Below are 20,272 nucleotides of genomic sequence, written 5' to 3'. Positions count from 1 at the left end.
CGTGGAGACCCTGACCGCCGGCGGCCGCCGGATCCGGTACGACGTGACACCTGGTGATCCCGATAAGACCCCACTGTTGATGTGCTGCGGTATCGGCGCCGGCTTCGAGGTCCTGCAGCCCACCGTCGACGTACTGGACTGCACGGTGATCCGGTTCGACGTACCCGGTGTCGGCGGCTCGCCGAGCGGTCTGTTCCCGGACGGCATCCCCCGGATGGCGTGGATGGTCGACCGGATGCTGACCCAGCTCGGGTACGACGAGGTCGACGTACTCGGACTGTCGTGGGGCGGAGCGCTCGCCCAGCAACTCGCGGCCCAGCACCGGCGGCGGGTCCGCCGGCTGGTCCTGGTCAGCACCGGCACCGGCGCACTGATGGTGCCGGGGAAGCCGACCACCTTGCTGCGGATGATCACGCCCCGGCGCTTCCGCGATCCCGGGTACGCCGCCGGCGTCGCCGGACTCTTGTACGGCGGCACGGCGCGGAAGCACGCGGGCGACATCCTCGCGGTCTTCAAGAACCAGGTCAGCGGCGGATCTCTGCGCGGCTACCTGTACCAACTGGCCGCCGGTGCCTGCTGGACCAGCCTGCCGTTTCTCAGTCTGATCCGGCAGCCGACGCTCGTACTCACCGGCGACGACGACCCGATCATCCCGGTCATCAACGGACGCATCCTCGCTCGGCTGATCCCGCATGCCGAGCTGCACATCTACAACGGCGGACACGTCGAGCTAGTCACCGAGGCATCAACGCTGGTGCCTGTCATCACCCGCTTCCTGTCTCGCTGAGGGGGAAACCATCATGACCACCGACCCGATCGACTTCTACGGCCTCGAACTGCTGCTGGACGACAGCGATCGCTCGCTGCTGCACGCGGTCCGCGACTTCGGCGACAAGCAGGTCGCCCCGATCATCAACGACCACTGGACCCGCGCGACGTTCCCGTTCGAGCTGCTCCCCGCGCTGCGCGACCTGGGCATCGTCGGTACGCCGTACACCGGCTACGGCTGTCCCGGCCGTAGCTTCCTGCTCGACGGCCTGCTCGCGATGGAGCTGAGTACGGCGGACCCGTCGATCGCGACCTTCTTCGGCGTCCACAGCGGACTGTCGATGGGCTCGATCTACCTGTGCGGCTCCGAGGAGCAGAAGGAACGCTGGCTGCCGGCGATGGCGCGGCTGGAGAAGATCGGCGCGTTCGGGCTGACCGAACCCGACGTCGGATCCGGCGCCTCCCGCGGTCTCAAGACGACCGCCCGGCGCGAGGGCGACACCTGGGTGCTGAACGGTCAGAAGAAGTGGATCGGGAACGCGACCTTCGCCGATCTGACCGTGATCTGGGCCCGCGACGTCGAGGACGGACAGGTCAAGGGCTTCGTCGTCGAGAAGGACACACCAGGGTTCACGACCGCGAAGCTCGAGGACAAGATGGCGCTGCGCGTGGTCCAGAACGCGCTGATCACGCTGGACGACGTACGCGTCCCCGAAGCGAATCGGCTAGCCGAGGCGAACTCGTTCCGGGACACGGCCAAGGTGCTGCTGATGACGCGGGCCGGCGTCGCGTGGATGTCGGTCGGGTGTGCACGCGGCGCCTACCGGCACGCCCTCGCTTATGCGCAGCAACGCGAGCAGTTCGGCAAGCCGATCGCGGCGTTCCAGCTCGTGCAGGACCTGCTGGTCCGCATGCTCGCCAACACCACCGCGTCCGCCACGCTGTGCGCCCGGCTCTCCCAACTCCAGGACGCCGGCGCTGCGTACGACGAGCACGCGTCACTCGCGAAGATGTTCTGCACCATGCGGATGCGCGAAACCGTCGGCTACGCGCGCGAGCTGCTCGGCGGCAACGGCATCCTGCTCGAACACAACGTCGGCCGCTACGTCGCCGACGCCGAAGCCATCTACTCCTACGAAGGCACCCGCGAGATGAACACCCTCATCGTCGGCCGGTCGATCACCGGTCAGTCAGCGTTCGCCTGAGTTCAGAGCGAGCCCGACAACCACGACCAGGCGACCTCGAACTTCTTCTCCAGCCGCACCCGGACCGCGTCGGCGACAACCTGTTCGAGGCCCTTGCCCACCACCGGCACCGACGCCGTGATGTGCAGCTCGAACGCCTGTGTCGTACGACGACCGGCCGGCACGATGCGCGTCGTGCCGGTCACCTTCACCGGCACCCCGGTCACCTCACCGTCGACATCGGCCTCCCGCGCGCCGTTGACATCGGCACGGTGCCAAACCTTGTACTGCGCCAGCTCCAACGTGTGCCCGACGAACCGGCGAGCCACGACCGGTACGTCGGAAGCCCTCGTCTGCCAGTGGAACTGCACGGCCAGATCATCGCCGTCGCCGCCCACCATCACGTCGTACGACGGCACTTGCAGCCGCTCGAACACCTGTTCCTGGAACGTGATGTCGGTGATCATCGCGAACACTTCCTCCGGAGAGGCGTCGTACGACGTGGCGAGAGACAGACGCATGGGCCAATACTGCACCGACCACGAGGTCCGGTCGCTGCCGCTGCAGCTTCCTGCCTGCCGTTGTCGGAAGCGTCACACTTCGCCGGAAAGTTGCTTTGGGCAACGGTCTCAGCTGAACAGCTCCACCAGTCCCGCGCCGCGGCTGGTGCGGCGGACCAGGATGCTCTTGCCCCTGCCGGATGCGCTCGACCAGACCGGCCGACTCGAGCCCCGCCGGAGTGTGCATAACTGAGAGCAACCTGAGCCGCAGCGGCTTCGGGATCCCCTTGCCGTCGCCGAGCAACGCCTGCAGGGTGACCGACAGCATCGACAGGTCGGGCACCAGGACAGAGCGCGGTTCGATCGCCATCCTTTTCTCTGGTCACGCGGGAAGTCACTCGTCCTTCGATGGTCTGCCCGGAGCGGGGTCAGCACCAACCTGTCAACGAACCTCGCAGTGTTTTCCACAACGCAGCGGAAGGGGAGTGACACGGTGCGCGACTTTCGGTAACCTTTTCGTGATGTTCACCGCATAGCTGACTGAGAACGGGGCTTGGGAAGCGCATGACCATCGACGATGACGCACGAAGTTTTAGTGGCGGTGTGTGACTCTCACATGTCCACGACACTTGCCACTGTTGCCAACGATGTTGATGACGAGGACGAACTGATCCGGCTCGCCCAAGCGGGTGACGGTGCCGCTTTCGGGCGGCTCTACGATCGGTACCTGCCGTCGATCTACCGGTACACCTACAGCAAGACCTCGTCCCGCAGCGCGGCCGAGGATCTGACCAGCGAAACGTTCCTGCGAGCGTTCCGCGCGATCGCCCGCCGGCCGCGGGCACACCTGAACTTCGCGGCCTGGCTCATCACCATCGCCCGGAACGTGGTCATCGACCACCACCGCTCGGGCTGGAGCCGGCTGGCGGTCGTCACCGACGAGGTCGATCCACAGGTCGACGAGTCGATGGGGCCGGAGCAGTCCGCGCTCGCGTCGATGAGCACGGCCTCGGTCCGCGACGCGCTGACACACCTGCCCGACGACCAGCGCGAATGCCTGGTACTGCGGTTCTTCACCGGCCTGTCGATCAACGAGACGGCCGCTGCGATGGACCGGACCGACGGCGCGATCAAGCAACTGCAGTTCCGCGCCACCAATCGCCTGCGCCGTCTGATCAAGGATCTCTGAGCCCGTTGGTGAACGGCGGCACAACACGGGATCGGAGTGCTTGCGCCGACTCCTACGTTCGGGTAGGAAAGGGCGGGTGCCATCCGGCTCACGGTCGCGATGCGGCCGTTCCACCCATATCTCACGGGGAGATATCGCATGTCGAATCCTTACGACGAAGGCTCGTCCGACCGTTCCGGCGGTAACGACGACGAGCGGAACGACAGCCAGTACGGCCAGCAGTCGGGGCGCGAGTCCGGCTCGGACAACTACGGTTCCGGCGACTCTGGTGACTCTGGCAACTCTGATGACCGGGGCAACGATTTCGGCTCGGATTCCAGCGGAGGGGAATCCGGCGGCGAGAACTCGTACGGCAACCAGGGCGGCGATTCGGACCGCTCTGGCAACGAGTCCGACAGCAACTCCGGCAGCGACTACGGTCAGCGTGAAGAGTCGGGCAGCAGCTACGGCAACGACTCCGGCAACGACTCGAACGACGGCGGCAGCAGCTACGGCTCCGGCGATGACTCGGGCAACGACTCGGGTAGCGACTCCAGCGGCGGCGGCTACGGCGGCGACAGCCAGTCCGGCGGCGGCTACCAGTCGAGCGACGACAACAACAACTCCTACGGGAACTGAACGGGGATCTGGATCATGGGCGTATTCGACAACCTCAAGGACGCGGCTGAAAGCCTGAAGGACAAGGCTTCGGACCTCGTCGACGGTCACGGCGACAAGGTCGGCGAAGGCCTGGACAAGGCCGGCGACTTCGTCGACGAGAAGACCGGCGGCAAGTACGGCGACAAGATCGACCAGGGCGTCGACCAGGCCAAGAGCCAGCTCGACAACCTGGACGGCCAGAACGACGACATCCCTGACAACCAGGGCTGATCCAACGCCGAAACCGAGGCGGTCGTGGGCCTACCCACGACCGCCTCAGGCGTGAAACGCCCCCACAACCAACAACCGCCGACAAGCCGCAGTACGCGCAACCGCGCGGTCCGTCTCAGGGGTCAACCCCCGAGATGGTCGGTTGACACCCTGCATGCAGACGGGACAACCGGCAATCCCAGGGGTCAACCCCTCAAACGATCCAGCTCACCTCGGGCTGTGCGGGGAAGCGTCCGACGACCCGAACGTTTCTTGATGCAGCACTACGGCCAGTCGGGTTGGGGTTCTGGGGTTGCTAGTTCGATGAGGCGTTCGGCTACTTGGGCGCAGCGTTCTTCGGCTCGGGTGCGGGCTGCGCCGGCGTAGCGGAGGCGGGCGGTGGCGGTCAGCGGTTCGGATCTGACCTCGATCAACGCGCCACCCGGCCGCGACTGCACTTTGATTGCCACCTGCACCCAACCGCCGAGGCCGCTTCGCAAACGGACGACCAGTTCGTGATCGGGTCGCCACCTCTCGACAATCGCGACGATCAGGTGCCGGTTGTGCATGTGGCGGCCGCGCAACTCCCGGCCGGTGTCGCGTTCGACGAAGCTGCCGGTCTCCGGCCAGTTCGGCCCGGGACGGAGCTCGGACGGTACGGCGATCATCCAGTCCGCGAACGTCGCCGGGTCCTGGATCACCGCCATGACGGCATCAACGCCAACGGCGCCGAACCGCCATGCCATCACCATCGAAGCTGTTTCCCTGTCTGCCGCCGGCGCCAGGTCCCGTGTCTATCAGGTACCCGGTCCGCACGGCGTCTTTCACACGCCCCGTTGAACCATCAGCGAACGCAATCCGAGTCGCATATGTCACAAGATGCCGAGCGATCACGTGATCCCACGTCATTAGCGGATCCGTCAGCCGGTTGTGTTGCTGGATTCGGGTCAGTACGTCGGTGTCGGACAACAGCTCCGCCACCGTCCGGGCCATTTCGGTATCGCTCTCAACCAAGTAGCCCTCGATACCGGGCCGGACGAACTCACCGACGCCGCCGGACGCCATCGCCACCACCGGCAAACCGGCACACCGGGCCTCGAGAGCCGCAACGCCGAACGACTCCAACTCGGCCGGCGCGAGATACAAATCAGCCGACGCGTAGAGCTGTTGAATCTCATACCGGCTCAGCCGACCGGGCAGCTCGACCCAGGGCGCAAGCGCGCGGCGCCGAGCCTCGACCGCGCGTTCCCGAGGGCCCGCGCCGACAATCACCGCTCGCAGGCAGACGTCCGCCGGCACGAGATCGCGGATCATCGCGAGCGTGTGCAGCAGTGCGATCGGCCGCTTCCGCCGGCTGAGTCGCATCGTGCTCACAATCGTCAGCGGATGATCGGCGCGTCCGACCGGTCGCCACGCCCTCGGGTCGACGCCGTTGTGCAGTACGTCGACCGTCCGGCCAGGCAGCGCTCGCCGGACCACGTTGGCGACCGCCTCGCTGACCGCGGTCCATCCGACGTTGCCGGCGTACCGGTCGATCTGTGCGATCGGCCACGGCATCGTTGGCCCTGGCAACGAGTGCACGGTGATGACGGCGGCCCGAGCCAGGCGTGCCGCATGCCAGGCCAATGGCGATAGCAAGGACGAGTGAGCATGGACGACGTCGAAGGACTCCAGCTCGACGCGCAGACGGTCGATGGCCCCAGCCAGCGGTACGCCGGCGATCGCAGGAAGCCTGACAACGGGTATGTCGGCCGATGGTCCGTCGGTGACCGTGAAGACCGTCACGTCGTGGCCGGCGCGGATCAGTTGTACGGCGAGGTCGTGCACCTGCAACTCAATGCCACCGAGCCGCGGGAGATAGCAGTCACTGACGAGCGCGATCCTCATCCCGCCACAGCCTCCAGCTGTCGCGCCTCGGTTTTGGTCCGGTGCTGCAGCCACGACCAGACGGCGAGCAGCACGCCGCCGACCGGGATCTCCATCAGGTACGTGAATCCGCGGAACAACAGCAGACCAGCTGCGACGCCCGCCGGATCACCGCCGAGGGCGACCAGAGCCGCAGTCGTCCCGACCTCGACGACACCTGCACTACCCGGTGTGATCGGCACCAGCGTCAGCAGACGCTCTACTGCCAGAGCAGTGAAGAGGATCGGAAGACCGAGCGGGACGTGCAGAACGTGGAAGCACAGCCACAGCAACGCGAGCTGAAGCGCGAGGTACGCGACCATCCCGGCCGCCATCCGGCGCCAACCGGTCCGCATCAGCTGCAGCGTCGACCGTCGAAACCTCGGCAGCCGCTCCTTCAGCCGCGACCGGCGGAACACCTTGTCCAGTACGCCGCCGATCATCACGGCCGCACGTTCGTCCACGAGAACCCATGCGCCGGCCACCACCGCGACCAGGACCGGCGCGAAGAGCAGACTCGCCGGACCGAACGCCGACGCGCTGTGCAGGATCGGTATCAGACCGAGCGCCACCGCGATCACGCCAAGCTTCGAGACGACATTCAGCAAGGTCGTGACCGCAAGGAACCCACCAAAGGCCCGCGCGCTGAACCCCCACCGGCGGACCATGGTGAAGTTCAGCGCCGTACCCGCGGCTCCGCCGAGCGGGAGAACGTTCGCCACCGCACTGCCAGTCAGGCTCAGCGTCAGGCCGCGCCGTTTCGTCAACCCTGGTAAGGATGCGGCCAACACGAACGAGTGCGCCCACAGCCCGGCGATCCAGACCACCGCGAGCACAGCCAACGCCCCGATCGACACTCCACCGAGCACGACACCGACCTGACTCCAGGTGGCACCGACCGCTCGCGGCAGGAACACCACCAACGCTGCAGTCACCAGGCCGCTCACGACGGAGGTCACCAGTCGCCTTCGCCATCCTGCGTGCCGTTCGTGTTCGCTCATCGCCACCCAGCCTGGATTCCTGGGGCTGAGAGGGTGCTGAGTGCAACTGGTCCGACGGCGAGCGGCGTGCAATGCTCACATCATGGCCTTCACGCTGGTGGCCTTCCACGCGCACCCGGACGACGAGGCACTCCTGATGGGTGGCACGTTGGCGCGACTCGCCGCGGAAGGGCATCGCGTCGTGCTCGCGGTCGCCACCGATGGCGAGGCCGGTGCGGCGGCTTCGTCGTACGGGAGCGCCGGCCGGTTGGCGGCGTACCGGCGGAGTGAGCTGGATCGGTCGGCGGCGGCACTCGGCTGTGCGCGGGTGGTGCGGTTCGGGTTCAAGGACTCGGGCTGGCCCGCAGCCCTCGATGGGTTCAGTACGCTCCCGGTCGAGGAGGCCGCCGCACCTCTGATCGAGCTGCTGCGCGATGAGCAGGCCGACGCGCTGACGATCTACGATCCGGCCGGCGGATACGGGCATCCGGATCATAGGCGGGTGCATACGGTCGGGACGTACGCCGCCGCCGAGGCCGGTACGCCGTTGGTGCTCGAAGCAACCATCGACCGGCGGCTGATCCGCCGGCTGATCCGGGTCGTCGAGGCGATTCCCGGCGTACTCCCGAACGTCTCAGCGGCCGACTACAACCACGCCTACTCCCCCGGTACGGCGATCACGCACCGGGTCGACGTACGTCAGTACATGGCGGAGAAGCGCCGGTCGTTCGAGGCCCATGCCAGCCAGGCGAGCTCGGACGACGGAGCGCGCACGTTGGCGCTGCTGCTCAAGCTGCCACCCTCGTTGTTCCGGCTGATGCTCGGCCGCGAGTGGTACGTCGAACACGGCCGAACCCCCAGCGCTCCACTCGACGACATCTTCGCCAGCCTCCGCTAGCTCCGCGCTGAGATTTTCCTGTGAACTTTTCGGCGGTGGCCGGATTCCAACCCGGTACGACGGAGGCGAGGACGCCTCCGCTGAGGGGAGGACGATCCAGATGTTTCGCAAGACCGCAAGTCTGGCTTCGGCTGGGGTACTCGCGCTGGCGCTCGGCGCGGCCATGGGGCCGTCGGCACAGGCCAAGCCGTCCGCACAGAGCGGCACGTCGGCGACCACCGCGGCCTGCGCGCTCCGGTTGGGCTCGGTGACCGCTACCGGCGCCTTCACCAGCCGGATGCTCAACGCCACGGCACCGATCACCGTCGGCGGTGTCCGGGGCACCGCCGGGGTGTTCCCGGCGAACCAGGTCCAGCACATCAGCACCTTCGTCGGCCGGGGGCTGGGCGCCGGCGAGGAGTCGAGGTCTGGGCTGACCATCATGGGCGGCGCGCTGTACACGAGCTCGTTCGTCGTCGACGGTGAAAGCCAGATCGACCCGCACTACCCGCACAACAACCTCCGCGTCGGCGGCGGCTGGGGGAACTACCGCTGGATCGAGGAGTCCATCCATCGGTCGGCGGACTCGGGGACCCCGGCCCGGACCACGCTCTACGGCCAGCGGACCGACGGCGTCACCAACCGGTGGGTCGCCGAAGGCACCAGCTGGCGCGCGACCGGTGGGGTCGGCGGCCTCACCACGGTGAAGTCGATGACGTTGATCGGCCGCACCGACACCGCTGAAACCTTCATCGCCAACACCCGGTCCGGCGCACTGGTGACAGTGACCTGGCCGACGAAGTACAACGCCGTACCGAGCAGCCGGCCGGTTCGCACCGCGACCTGGCAGGGCTTCGAGCAGCTGATCGCGACCAAGTGCGGCGCGAACGGCACGCTCCTGCTCGGCATCGACCGGGACACCAAGTCCGGTTACCTGTACGCCGTTGGTCACGCCAACGGTGCCAGCACGGTCATCAAGAGCCTGGGCAAGGTCCCGCTGACCTTCTCAGACCCGCAGTACTTCCGCATCGCCCCCCAGTCCGACCCCCTCAACGGCGGCTAGTCCTAGGCACCTAGATCTAGGCGACGACCTGTACGTCGTTTGTTACGCCTTTGACCGACTCCATCCGGGTCACCACGGCTTCGGCCTTGTCGCATTGTTCGTGCGTCGCGGTGCCGCTCAACGTGACCCAACTGTCCTTGACGTCCGCGTCGATGGACTCCGGTACGCCGTCCTCCAGGCCCAGCGCCTGGAGGACGGCGCCGCGCAGATCGGCATCATCCCTGGTCGCCGCGTCCAGCGCGGTGACCACGAGCTCGTTGTGTACGCCGGTCACCCCGTCAACCCGCAGTACATCCTGCTCCGCCTGCTCCTTCTCCCGCACGCTGCCCACCGTCCCCCGCAGCGTCACGGCACCCCCGTCAACCTCAGCCACAATCGCCACGCTGTCCACCGACGGATCAAAGAAGATCGCCGTATTCACTTCCCCCTGCAACTGTCCATCACTCATCATCAACCTCCGGGATCAGTACCTTCAGGCCTTCTTTTTCAGGGCGTTCTCTAGCCAGGGGCGTAGTTTGGCGGCGGGGGCGGCGCCGATCTGGGTGCTGATGGGGCGGCCGGCGCGGAAGACGATCAGGGTGGGGATGGAGCGGACATCGAACCGGCGGGAGATGTCCGGTGCGTTGTCGGCGTTGATCTTCACGAGCTTGATCTGGCCGGCCTTTTCGGTGGCGAGTTGCTCGAGCACCGGGCTGACCATTCGGCAGGGTCCGCACCACGGCGCCCACAGATCGACGAGGACCGGCAGCTTGGACATCTCCACCACCTCGGCGAAGTCGTTGTCGCCGGCATCGACGATCCAGGGCAACGGCTCCTTGCACTGACCACACCGAGGCGTGCCGTCGGCGACCGCCGGCACCCGGTTGCGGCGACCGCAGTGCGGGCAGGTGATCATGGGTTTTCGTACCTAACCGCGAGTACGCCGTCGTCGAGCTCGACGTCGACCTGGGCGCCGTCCAGGACCTCGCCGCTCAGCAGGGCACGGCCGACTCGCGTTTCCACCTCGCGGGAGATGAACCGGCGGAGTGGGCGGGCGCCGTAGACCGGGTCGAAGCCTTGCTCGGCGATGAAGCGGAGGGCGTCCGGGGTGACGACGAGTGTCATCCGGCGGTCGGCGAGGCGGTCCCGTAGGTCGCCGAACATCAGCTCGGCCACGTGTTCGATCTCGGGCAGCGTGAGCGGCTTGAACAGCACGATCTCGTCGACCCGGTTCAGGAACTCCGGCCGGAAGTGGTGCCGCAGAGCGGCCATCACCGCGTCCCGCGCGTCCTCCTTGATCTGACCGTCCGGCGTGACGCCGTCCAGCAGGTACGACGATCCGATATTCGATGTCATGATGATCACCGTATTGCGGAAGTCGACCGTCCGGCCCTGGGCGTCCGTCAGCCGACCGTCGTCGAGCACCTGCAGCAGCGTGTTGAACACGTCCGCGTGTGCCTTCTCGATCTCGTCGAACAACACCACGGAGTACGGCTTGCGTCGTACCGCCTCGGTCAGTTGACCGCCTTCCTCGTAGCCGACGTACCCGGGCGGCGCGCCGACCAGCCGGCTCACCGTGTGCCGCTCCTGGTACTCGCTCATGTCGATCCGGACGATGTTGTCCTCGGTGTCGAACAACGCCCCCGCCAGCGCCTTCGCCAGCTCGGTCTTACCGACCCCGGTCGGCCCGAGGAAGATGAACGACCCGATCGGCCGCCGCGGGTCCTTGATCCCGGACCTGGCCCGGACGATCGCGTCCGCGACCAGCTGCACCGCCTCGTCCTGACCGACGACCCGTTCGTGCAGTACGTCGTCCAGCCGCAGGATCTTCTCGCGTTCGCCCTCTTGCAGCCGGGTCACCGGGATCCCGGTCCAGCGCGCGACGATCGAGGAGATCTCGTCCTCGGTCACCACCTCACGCAACAACCGGCCACTCCCCTGCTTCGTCGCGAGCTGCTCCTCCTCAGCCAGCAACCGCCGCTCCAACTCCGGCAACTGCCCGTGCCGCAGCTCGGCCGCCCGATTCAGGTCGTACTCGCGTTCGGCCTGATCGGCGTCCTGCCGCACCTGCTCGATCTGGCTCCGCAGGTCCTGGGTACGCCGTACCACCTGTCGCTCGGACTCCCACTGCGCGCGCATCGCGTCGGACTCGGCGCGGAGATCGGCCAGCTCCTTGCGCAGCTCCTCCAACCGATTCTTGCTCGCCGCGTCGTCCTCCTTGGCGAGCGCGGCCTCCTCGATCTCCAGCCGCCGTACCCGCCGGGTCAGCTCGGCCGGCATCGAGTCGATCTCGGTCCGCAGCATCGCGCACGCCTCATCGACCAGGTCGATCGCCTTGTCCGGCAGGAACCGGTCGGTGATGTAGCGATGGCTGAGTACGACGGAAGCGACCAGCGCGCCGTCCTGGATCTTCACGCCGTGGAAGACCTCGAGCCGTTCCCGCAGCCCGCGCAGGATCGAGATCGCGTCCTCGACCGTCGGCTCGTCGACCACGACCGGCTGGAAGCGGCGTTCGAGGGCGGCGTCGGGTTCGATGTGCTTGCGGTACTCGTCGAGCGTGGTCGCACCGATCATGTGCAGCTCGCCCCGCGCGAGCATCGGCTTGAGCATGTTGCCCGCGTCCATCGCGCCTTCGGTCGCGCCCGCGCCGACCACGGTGTGCAGCTCGTCGACGAACAGCAGGATCCGTCCCTCGGCCGTGGTGACCTCGTTCAGCACCGCCTTGAGCCGCTCCTCGAACTCGCCGCGGTACTTCGCTCCCGCCACCAACGCGGCCAGGTCCAGCGAGAACACGGCCCGATCCTTCAACCCCTCGGGCACGTCGCCGTTCGCGATCCGCTGCGCCAGACCCTCCACGATCGCCGTCTTCCCGACCCCGGGCTCACCGATCAGCACCGGGTTGTTCTTCGTCTTCCGGGACAGGATCTGGATCGTCCGCCGGATCTCCTGGTCCCGCCCGATCACCGGATCCATCCGCCCGGTCTTCGCGTCCGCGACCAGTTCACGCCCGTACTTCTCCAGCGCCTCGTACGACGCCTCCGGCATCGCCGACGTCACCCGCTGGTTCCCGCGGATCGCGGTCAGCGCCTGGAGGAACTTGTCCCGGGTCAGCCCTTGTTCGCGCGCTCGACGGCCGGTCGCGGTCTCGGCGCCCTCCTCGAGCAACGCCATCACGAGATGCTCGACCGAGACGTACTCGTCCTTCAGCCGCTTCGCCTCGCGGTCGGCCGTGTCGAAGAGCCGGGACAGTCGCTGCGTGACGAATACCTGTCCGGGCTGCGCACCGGGGCCACTGACCTTGGGCCGGCGACTCAGGTCGGATTCGATGTCGGCGCGCAGCCGGTCCGGGTCGGTGCCGGCCTGGGCGAGTAGCTTGGGCACTAGGCCGTCGGGCTGATCGAGCAATGCAAGCAGGAGATGCTCGCCGTCGACCTCGGTGTGCCCGAAGCGGAGGGCTTTGGTCTGCGCGTCGTGCAGGGCTTCCTGGGACTTCTGGGTCAGCTTGTTCGAGTCCATCGTCAGTCTCCCGAGAGTCGGGTGCGACCACGCGGAACGTTCTCGTGTGCCGCGATGCGATTGAGCAGATCGATCACCAGGCCGAGCGCTGCATAGTTGAGCGAGAAGGCCGCCCGCAGTCGCTGGATCCGCGCGACGACCGCGATGTCGGCGTACCCGAACCAGACGCGTCCAGCGGTCACGCGCGTCGGCTCCAGCAATCCCAGTGCGACGTACCGCCGGATGAGTTGCGGATGTACGCCGGTCAGTCGCGCGAACGTGTCCAGGTCGAGCAGCAGTGGACGGGCGAGAGCCGTGCTCATCGCTGCCTCCGTGGGTCGAAGGTGGTTGCGGCGGCGAGTTGCTCGTAGAGGCGTTGCTCCTCGTCGGACAGCTTGTCGGGCAGCACGATGCGGACCTCGGCGTACAAGTCGCCGGGGTTGCGTTTCGCGCCGAGGCCACGGCCCTTCAGGCGCAGGCGTTTCCCACTGGAGGTGCCTCCGGGTACGCGGAGTTTCACCTCGCCGCCTGGGGTTTCCAGGGCGACTCGGGCGCCGAGGGCGGCTTCGGACGGCGAGACCGGGAGGTCGACGTAGATGTCGCGGCCTTCGACCCGGTAGCGACGGTCACCGACTAGGTGCGCGACCAGGTAGAGGTCGCCGGCGGGAGCGTCGCCACTCCCCTGGCCGCCCTGGCCGGCGAGCCGGATCCGCTGGCCGTCGGTGACGCCCGCCGGGATTGTCACCTCGACGGTCCGGCCGCCGTCCGGGCCGGAGATCGTCAGTCGCCGGTGCCCGCCCCAGTATGCCTCGGGCACCGACAAGTCGAACCCGACCTCCTGGTCGGCACCCGGGATCGGACCCCAGCCGCGCCGCCCACCGAACATCCCACCCAACAGATCCTCAAGATCCACGTCCCCATCGGCCTCGGACCAACCACCTGACCAGCCGCCAGGTCCGGCCGAACCGCCCCACGCGCCTTGCGACGCGCCGGCTCGCCCGCCGGATGCGGCGCGGCCGGCGCCGCCGGCTCGCTGGGCGCGGGCCCAGGTTTCGGGATCGACGTCCGGCGGCACCCGGCGGAAGTCGTCGCCGAACGCGTCGTACCGCTTCCGCTGGTCCGGATCCGACAGCACGTCGTACGCCTCGGAGACCTGCTTGAACTTCTCCTCAGCCCCAGGGTCCTTGTTGATGTCCGGGTGATACTGCCGAGCCAGCTTCCGATAGGCACGCTGCAACTCGTCAGCCGTCGCATCCCGGCCCACTCCGAGCCGCTCGTAGAAGTCGGCCATGGCACTACCGCTTCGCGACGACGACCGAGGCCGGCCGGAGCAGCGCGTCCGCGGTCCCGTATCCCGGCCGTACGACGGCCAGCACCGTGCCCGGCGTCGCGTCCTCGGACGGCAGCGTGCTGACCGCCTCGTGCAACACCGGGTCGAACGGCTGGCCGGTGGGATCGAACGCCGGGAACCCGAGCCGAGCCAACGCCGCGACGGCCTGTTCGTGGATCACCCGGATCCCCTTCACCAGTCCATCCGGATCGGAGTCCGCGTGCTGCAACGCCAGCTCGAGATTGTCCACGACCGGCAACCAGGCCGCTGCGAGCTGGGCCCGCTCCACCGACCGGGCCCGGTCGAGATCCCGCTGGTAGCGCTTGCGCAGGTTGTCCAGGTCAGCCGCCGTACGCAGCAGCTGATCCTCCAACTCGGCGATGCGCTGCTCGGCGGCCGACGGCTGCTCGTCCGGGACCTCCGCTTCGTCCGGCATCAGTCGACCGTGAACTCGGCGTCGATCACATCGTCGTCACCAGGCTCATCCGGCTTTGCCTCGCTTTGTGGGCTGCGCGCAGCCAGCAGACTTTGATACACCTGCTGCAACTCCTGAGTAAGAGGCCGCACCCGCTCAGTCCCCGCGCCCTCCTTCACCGCCTGCCGGGCATCCGCCACCAACGTCTCCGCCCGAGCCTTCTCGTGCACCGCAACGGCGTCGCCGAGTTCGGTCAGCCGGCGATCGACCTGGTACGCGACCGCGTCCAACTCATTGCGCGCGTCAACCTCTTCACGCAACCGGGTGTCCTCAGTCCGGTGCTGCTCGGCGTCCGCGACCATCCGATCAACCTCGGACGCGTCCAGTGCCGAGCTTTCGGTGATCGTGATCGTCTGCTCGACCCCGGTGTCCTTGTCCTTCGCCGCCACGTTCAGGATGCCGTTCGCGTCGATGTCGTAGGTGACCTCGATCTGCGGCTCACCACGCCCGGCTGGGCGGATCCCCTCCAGCCGGAACCGTCCGATCACCCGGTTGTCCGCGGCCCGCTCCCGTTCGCCTTGCAGTACGACGATGTCGACCGCGTTCTGGTTGTCGTCCGCAGTACTGAACGTCTCGGTCCGCCGGGCCGGAATCGTCGTGTTCCGTTCGATAACCTTCGTCATCATCCCGCCGAGCGTCTCCACACCGAGCGACAACGGCGTGACATCGAGCAGGAGCACGTCCTTCAGCTCGCCCTTGATGATCGCGGCCTGGGTCGCCGCGCCGATCGCGACCACCTCGTCCGGGTTCACGGTCATGTTCGGGTCCTTGCCACCCGTCAGCCGCCGGACCAGCTGCTGTACGGCGGGAATCCGGGTCGAGCCACCGACGAGGATCACCTCGTCGATGTCGTTCGCGGTCACCTTCGCGTCCGCCATCGCCTGCTGCACCGGCCCGAGACACCGCTCGACCAGGTCATGGGTGATCTCGTCGAACGTCGACCGCATCACCGTCACCACCAGGTGCTTCGGCCCGGTCGACGTCGCGGTCACGAACGGCAGATTCACCTGCGTCTGCGACACCGACGACAGCTCGACCTTCGCCTTCTCGGCCGCCTCGAACAACCGCTGCAACGCCTGCGCGTCCTCACGCAGATCGACGCCCTCGGCCTTCTTGAACTCGTCGGCCAGATAGTCGACCAACCGACGGTCGAAGTCGTCACCACCCAGGTGCCCGTCACCGGACGTCGAGAGCACCTCGACCACGCCGTCGCCGACCGTCAGGATGCTCACGTCGAACGTCCCGCCGCCGAGATCGAACACCAGGACGGTCTCGTTCTCCTGCTTGTCCAGCCCGTACGCCAGCGCGGCCGCGGTCGGCTCGTTGATGATCCGCAGTACCTCGAGACCGGCGATCTTGCCGGCGTCCTTGGTCGCCTGCCGTTGCGTGTCGTTGAAGTACGCCGGCACCGTGATGACCGCCTCGGTCACCTTCTCCCCGAGGAACTTCGACGCGTCCTCGACCAGCTTCCGCAGTACCAGCGCGGAGATCTCCTCGGGCGCGTGCAGCTTCCCGCGGACGTCGAACCGCACCGAGCCGTCGGGACCCTCGACGACGTCGAACGACACCGCTGTCATCTCGCTGGTGACCTCGTCGTACCGCCGGCCGATGAACCGCTTGGCCGAGTAGATCGTGCCCTTCGGGTTCAGGATCGCCTGCCGCCGGGCGAGCTGGCCGACCAGCCGCTCGCCGTCGTCGGTGAACGCCACCACCGACGGCGTGGTCCGGGACCCTTCACCGTTCGCGATCACCGTCGGGTGACCACCCTCCACCACCGCGATCACCGAGTTGGTGGTGCCGAGGTCGATGCCGACCGCCTTCGCCATGTCCGTCTCCCGTCCGTCTCGGTACGCCGCTCGGCCGCACGGAAACGGTTGCCCCAGGCATCAGACCGTCCGTCGTGCCGGCTTCTCGCGGTGGGTTCTCGGGCTGGATTTGTGGCCCGCCGGAACGCTACTGCCGGCGTTCCGGCAGCGGCTGTGGACGATGACAAAGTTTGTCCAGGCCAACAGATCCGGTTGTCCGGGTGGCCAGACAATCCCTGTCGCCCTCCCGGGCAGGGCAGGCACAGTGTGTTGAGATGAGGGGATGCAAGGGAGAGCCAGATGACCGACACGGAGCTCGCGGCACTGATCGCGTGGGCGGAGGACCGCCTGCCCGAGCTGACCGAGGAGGCCTGCGGGGCGATCCTCGCGCGCATCCCGTTCTACCGGGACGCCTCTGTCGTTCAGGTGCCCGAACTCCGTCGATCCGTCGGCCAGAACCTGCGGTTCCTGGTCACAGCGCTGCGCGATCCGCACGCCCCGCTCGACCTGCGTGCCCCGAAGGAGACCGGCCGCCGCCGGGCGCAGCAGTCCGCTCCGCTGCCCGAAGTACTCCAGGCGTATCGAATCTGCTTCGCCACGCTCTGGGACGCGCTGGTCGCGCAGGCGCGGAGGAACCGTCACCCGGCTCAGGTCGACGCACTACTGACCGCGGTCAGCCTGATCTGGCAGCTCACCGACGAACACGCCATTGCCGTCACCGAGGCGTACCGTGCGGCGACCGCCGAGCTCCTGCTCGCCCGTCAGCAACGCAGGTCGGCGCTGGTCGAGGCGTTGATGACCGGTCATCCAGGTCCGGATGGCGGCCCGTGGGAGGCCGCGTCGCTGCTCGGCTTCCCGCCTGACGGACAGCTCGTGGTGGTTGCCGCGGAGACGCGCGGGCTGGCGGAGGAGAGTCTGCCCGGTATCGAGAAGCAGTTGGCCGGCCACGGCGTCGTCTCCGGCTGGAGGCTCACGCCGGCCCTGCACCTCGGACTGGTCGCGCTACCGGCCTCGTCCGGCGACGCGGTCCTGTCGATCCTGCAGAAGGCGGCGACCGCGCGGACTGGCGTGAGTCCGCCGTACCACTCGCTGTCCGAGACGCCGCGGGCACTGCAACTCGCGCGTACGGCGCTGGTCATGCTGCCGACGGGTCGGATCGAGGTTCAGGTGTTCGACGCGAGCCCGCTCGCCGGGCTGATGGCGATGGATCCGCGGGAGGGCCGGCGGATCGCGCAGCAGGTGCTCGGCCCGGTCCTCGCACTCGCGGTCGACGATCGCGCCGTACTGCTCGACACGCTCAACGCTCACCTCGACCACGGCGGTTCGGCCGAGCAGGCCGGCGACATACTGCACTGTCATCCGAACACGGTCCGCTACCGCCTGCGCCGCCTGCAGGAGCTGACCGGGCGCTCGTTGTCCGATCCGCGACAGGCGTCCGAGCTCGCGGCCGCGGCGTACGCCGTCCGGCTGTTGCCGGTGACGACAGCCGCTGTCGGGGGCGACAACGTCTCGGCCAGGATCGACCGGCAGGTGCAAACTCGTCCCTAGGCGGAGGGAGCAACATGACCGACGACAAGGTGAACGACGGCGGCGACGGGCCGGAAACTCACACCCAGTGGTCGCAGCAGGACTATCACCACCCGTCCGCCGGCTGGGGTGCCGCGATCTCGGTGGCCCAGGTTCTCGGCCGTCAGCACGCGGTCACCTCCGGGCCGCGGGCGATGCTGAGGATGAACCACGAGAACGGCGGGTTCGACTGTCCCGGGTGTGCGTGGCCGGACGCGACTGACGGGTTGAAGCTCGACCTGTGCGAGAACGGCGTCAAGCACGTCGTCTGGGAGATGACCCCGAAGCGGGCCGGCCGCGAGTTCTTCGCCGAGCACACGGTCACCGAGCTCGAGACCTGGACGGACTTCGCACTGGAGGACGTCGGTCGGCTGACCGAGCCGATGGTGTACGACGCGGCCACGGACCATTACGTCCCGATCAGCTGGCAGGCCACCTTCGACCTGATCGGCGCCCAGCTCCGCGCGCTCGAATCCCCCAACCAGGCGTCCTTCTACACGTCGGGCCGGTTGAGCAACGAGGCGACGTTCCTCTACCAGCTGATGGCCCGCGAGTACGGCACCAACAACCTGCCGGACTGCTCGAACATGTGCCACGAAGCCTCCGGTCGCGCCCTCCAAGCAGCCCTCGGCACCGGCAAAGGTACGGCGGACCTGCGCGACTGGGAGACCGCCGAGGCGATCTTCATCCTCGGTGTGAACGCAGCGTCGAACGCGCCCCGAATGCTGACCGCACTCTCGGACGCGTACCGGCGAGGCGCTCAGATCGTGCACATCAACCCGCTCGTCGAGGCTGCCGCCGGGCGCACGATCGTGCCGCACGAGTTCGTCGACATGGCCTTGTTCAAGGCCACTCCGACCAGCACGCTCAACCTGCAGGTCCGGGTCGGCGGTGACCTCGCGCTGCTGCGTGGCATCGCGAAGGCGGTCCTCGAGGAGGCGCGCACCGATCGCAAGGCGCTCGACGAGGTCTTCCTGGAGCGGCACACCGACGGCTTCGCGGCGTACCAGAAGGTGTGCGAGGACACCGAGTGGGCCGACCTCGAGCGGCAGTCGGGGCTGACGGAGGCGGACATCCGCCGCGCGGCCACGATCTACTCGCAGTCCCGGCGTACGTTGGTCAGCTGGTGCCTCGGTGTCACTCAGCACGAGCACGGCGTCGACACCGTCCGCGAGATCGTCAACTTGTTGCTGCTGCGCGGCAACCTCGGCCGGGAGGGCGCTGGGCCGTCGCCCGTCCGCGGTCACAGCAACGTGCAGGGCAACCGGACCTGCGGCATCAACCATCGCCCGAGCCCGGAGTTCCTCGATCGGCTCGCGACCGCCTGCGGGATCGATCCGCCGCGCGAACACGGCCTCGACACGGTACGGACGATCGCCGCGATGCGGGACGGGTCGGTCAAGGTGTTCGTCGGCATGGGTGGCAACTTCGCCCTCGCCGCACCCGACACCGCGGCGACCGGCGAAGGTCTCCGAGCCTGCGAACTCACGGTCCAGGTCAGCACCAAACTCAACCGCAGCCACCTCGTCCACGGTCGCCAGGCGCTGATCCTGCCGTGCCTCGGCCGCACCGAGGCCGACGTACAGGCCGCCGGCCCGCAGTCGGTGTCGGTCGAGGACTCGATGAGCATGGTCCACCTGTCCATCGGCCGCAAACGTCCCGCCTCACCCCACCTGCTGTCCGAGCCCGCGATCATCGCCGGCATCGCACAGGCGACCCTGCCGAGGTCTCAGACACCATGGACGGCGTACGTCGAGGACTACGACCGGATCCGGGACGTCATGGCGAAGGCGCTCGACGGCTTCCAGGACTTCAACCGCCGCGTCCGGCACCCGCTCGGCTTCCGGCTGCGGCAACCCGCCCGGGAGCTGGTGTTCCTCACTCCGAGCGGCCGCGCCGAGTTCTCCACCGCTGATCTGCCCGATGTGGTCCCGGCCGAGGGCGACGTACTGATCCTGCAGACGATGCGGTCGCATGATCAGTGGAACACCACGATTTACTCGGACAACGACCGCTACCGGGGCGTGAAGAACCTCCGCACGCTGATCCTGATGAACCCGGACGACATGCGTGCCCGCAGCATCAAGCAAGGCGATCTGGTCGACATCACCGCGACCGCGCGGGACGGCTCGACCCGAGTCCTGCGCGAGTACCGCGCTCTCCGCTACGACATGCCGCGTGGGAACTCCGCCGGGTACATGCCGGAGATGAACGTGCTGGTCGCTGCCAACGACTACAGCACTCAGAGCGACCAGCCGCTGATGAAGAACATCCGGATCCGCGTCACGCCGCATTAGTCCGCGTGTT

20 protein-coding genes are annotated in these 20,272 nt (G+C 67.7%); 9 read left to right on the top strand and 11 right to left on the bottom strand.

Going from position 1 to position 20,272, the window contains the following annotated elements; genetic code table 11:
* The first annotated feature begins 1 nt into the window (after window position 1).
* A complete protein-coding gene (gene phaZ / locus EV650_RS03530) occupies window positions 2-787 on the top strand; it encodes a poly(3-hydroxyalkanoate) depolymerase (protein WP_202874355.1) in 786 nt (261 codons plus the stop codon).
* Window positions 788-800: 13 nt separating this feature from the next.
* Entirely contained in the window at window positions 801-1,973 is a 1,173-nt protein-coding gene (locus EV650_RS03525) for an acyl-CoA dehydrogenase family protein (protein ID WP_134115256.1), read from the top strand.
* A 2-nt stretch (window positions 1,974-1,975) separates the two neighbouring features.
* Here EV650_RS03525 and EV650_RS03520 read toward each other — a convergent pair whose 3' ends face one another.
* A complete protein-coding gene (locus EV650_RS03520) occupies window positions 1,976-2,473 on the bottom strand; it encodes a DUF2505 domain-containing protein (protein ID WP_134115254.1) in 498 nt (165 codons plus the stop codon).
* Between the two features lie 595 nt (window positions 2,474-3,068).
* Between EV650_RS03520 and EV650_RS03515 the strand changes: the two genes are divergently transcribed.
* The 3 genes from EV650_RS03515 (at window position 3,069) to EV650_RS03505 (ending at window position 4,511) form a co-directional block, all read left to right on the top strand.
* On the top strand, window positions 3,069-3,641 hold the full coding sequence (locus EV650_RS03515; protein ID WP_134115252.1) for a sigma-70 family RNA polymerase sigma factor: 573 nt from the start codon (window positions 3,069-3,071) through the stop codon (window positions 3,639-3,641).
* A gap of 138 nt (window positions 3,642-3,779) precedes the next feature.
* Window positions 3,780-4,259, top strand: a complete 480-nt coding sequence (locus EV650_RS03510; RefSeq protein WP_134115250.1) for a hypothetical protein — start codon at window positions 3,780-3,782, stop codon at window positions 4,257-4,259.
* A 15-nt stretch (window positions 4,260-4,274) separates the two neighbouring features.
* Window positions 4,275-4,511, top strand: coding sequence for an antitoxin (locus EV650_RS03505; protein ID WP_134115248.1), 237 nt, complete (start codon window positions 4,275-4,277; stop codon window positions 4,509-4,511).
* A 263-nt stretch (window positions 4,512-4,774) separates the two neighbouring features.
* Here the strand turns inward: EV650_RS03505 and EV650_RS03500 are convergent, their stop codons facing one another.
* From EV650_RS03500 to EV650_RS03490, 3 genes are read right to left on the bottom strand one after another with little or no spacing between them, the layout of a single operon-like run.
* On the bottom strand, window positions 4,775-5,197 hold the full coding sequence (locus EV650_RS03500; protein WP_134115246.1) for a hypothetical protein: 423 nt from the start codon (window positions 5,195-5,197) through the stop codon (window positions 4,775-4,777).
* A 7-nt stretch (window positions 5,198-5,204) separates the two neighbouring features.
* Window positions 5,205-6,377, bottom strand: a complete 1,173-nt coding sequence (locus tag EV650_RS03495; RefSeq protein ID WP_134115244.1) for a glycosyltransferase family 4 protein — start codon at window positions 6,375-6,377, stop codon at window positions 5,205-5,207.
* Window positions 6,374-7,354, bottom strand: a complete 981-nt coding sequence (locus EV650_RS03490) for a lysylphosphatidylglycerol synthase transmembrane domain-containing protein (protein WP_166678004.1) — start codon at window positions 7,352-7,354, stop codon at window positions 6,374-6,376. The genes EV650_RS03495 and EV650_RS03490 overlap by 4 nt, the downstream gene beginning before the upstream one ends.
* Before the next feature lie 124 nt (window positions 7,355-7,478).
* Here EV650_RS03490 and EV650_RS03485 point away from each other — a divergent pair, with 124 nt between their 5' ends.
* A complete protein-coding gene (locus EV650_RS03485) occupies window positions 7,479-8,273 on the top strand; it encodes a PIG-L deacetylase family protein (protein ID WP_134115240.1) in 795 nt (264 codons plus the stop codon).
* A 100-nt stretch (window positions 8,274-8,373) separates the two neighbouring features.
* Window positions 8,374-9,315 carry a hypothetical protein gene (locus tag EV650_RS03480; protein ID WP_134115238.1) on the top strand — a complete coding sequence of 314 codons (942 nt, stop codon included), beginning with the start codon at window positions 8,374-8,376 and terminating at the stop codon, window positions 9,313-9,315.
* 16 nt (window positions 9,316-9,331) lie between these two features.
* Here the strand turns inward: EV650_RS03480 and EV650_RS03475 are convergent, their stop codons facing one another.
* From EV650_RS03475 to dnaK, 7 genes are read right to left on the bottom strand one after another with little or no spacing between them, the layout of a single operon-like run.
* On the bottom strand, window positions 9,332-9,763 hold the full coding sequence (locus EV650_RS03475; RefSeq protein ID WP_166678003.1) for a BON domain-containing protein: 432 nt from the start codon (window positions 9,761-9,763) through the stop codon (window positions 9,332-9,334).
* A gap of 24 nt (window positions 9,764-9,787) precedes the next feature.
* Window positions 9,788-10,210: a thioredoxin TrxC gene (trxC, locus tag EV650_RS03470; RefSeq protein WP_134115234.1), complete on the bottom strand. Its 423-nt coding sequence runs from the start codon at window positions 10,208-10,210 to the stop codon at window positions 9,788-9,790.
* Complete coding sequence (clpB, locus tag EV650_RS03465) at window positions 10,207-12,810, bottom strand: ATP-dependent chaperone ClpB (RefSeq protein ID WP_134115232.1); 2,604 nt, start codon at window positions 12,808-12,810, stop codon at window positions 10,207-10,209. The genes trxC and clpB overlap by 4 nt, the downstream gene beginning before the upstream one ends.
* Window positions 12,811-12,812: 2 nt before the next feature.
* Complete coding sequence (locus EV650_RS03460; RefSeq protein ID WP_134115230.1) at window positions 12,813-13,112, bottom strand: chaperone modulator CbpM; 300 nt, start codon at window positions 13,110-13,112, stop codon at window positions 12,813-12,815.
* Window positions 13,109-14,080 carry a DnaJ C-terminal domain-containing protein gene (locus EV650_RS41375; protein WP_134115228.1) on the bottom strand — a complete coding sequence of 324 codons (972 nt, stop codon included), beginning with the start codon at window positions 14,078-14,080 and terminating at the stop codon, window positions 13,109-13,111. Before EV650_RS41375 ends, EV650_RS03460 begins: the two co-directional genes overlap by 4 nt.
* Window positions 14,081-14,084: 4 nt before the next feature.
* Window positions 14,085-14,555 carry a nucleotide exchange factor GrpE gene (locus EV650_RS03450; protein ID WP_134115226.1) on the bottom strand — a complete coding sequence of 157 codons (471 nt, stop codon included), beginning with the start codon at window positions 14,553-14,555 and terminating at the stop codon, window positions 14,085-14,087.
* Window positions 14,555-16,420, bottom strand: a complete 1,866-nt coding sequence (gene dnaK / locus EV650_RS03445; RefSeq protein ID WP_134115224.1) for a molecular chaperone DnaK — start codon at window positions 16,418-16,420, stop codon at window positions 14,555-14,557. The genes EV650_RS03450 and dnaK overlap by 1 nt, the downstream gene beginning before the upstream one ends.
* Before the next feature lie 279 nt (window positions 16,421-16,699).
* Here dnaK and EV650_RS03440 point away from each other — a divergent pair, with 279 nt between their 5' ends.
* Window positions 16,700-17,947: a PucR family transcriptional regulator gene (locus EV650_RS03440; protein ID WP_134115222.1), complete on the top strand. Its 1,248-nt coding sequence runs from the start codon at window positions 16,700-16,702 to the stop codon at window positions 17,945-17,947.
* 14 nt (window positions 17,948-17,961) lie between these two features.
* Window positions 17,962-20,262 carry an FdhF/YdeP family oxidoreductase gene (locus EV650_RS03435; protein WP_134115220.1) on the top strand — a complete coding sequence of 767 codons (2,301 nt, stop codon included), beginning with the start codon at window positions 17,962-17,964 and terminating at the stop codon, window positions 20,260-20,262.
* The last annotated feature ends 10 nt before the right edge of the window (window positions 20,263-20,272 follow it).

Origin of the sequence: Kribbella kalugense, from assembly GCF_004365875.1 — a bacterium.
Taxonomy (GTDB): domain Bacteria; phylum Actinomycetota; class Actinomycetes; order Propionibacteriales; family Kribbellaceae; genus Kribbella; species Kribbella kalugense.
Note: the sequence above shows the minus strand (reverse complement) of the source record. Positions and strands in the feature narration are given on the sequence as shown.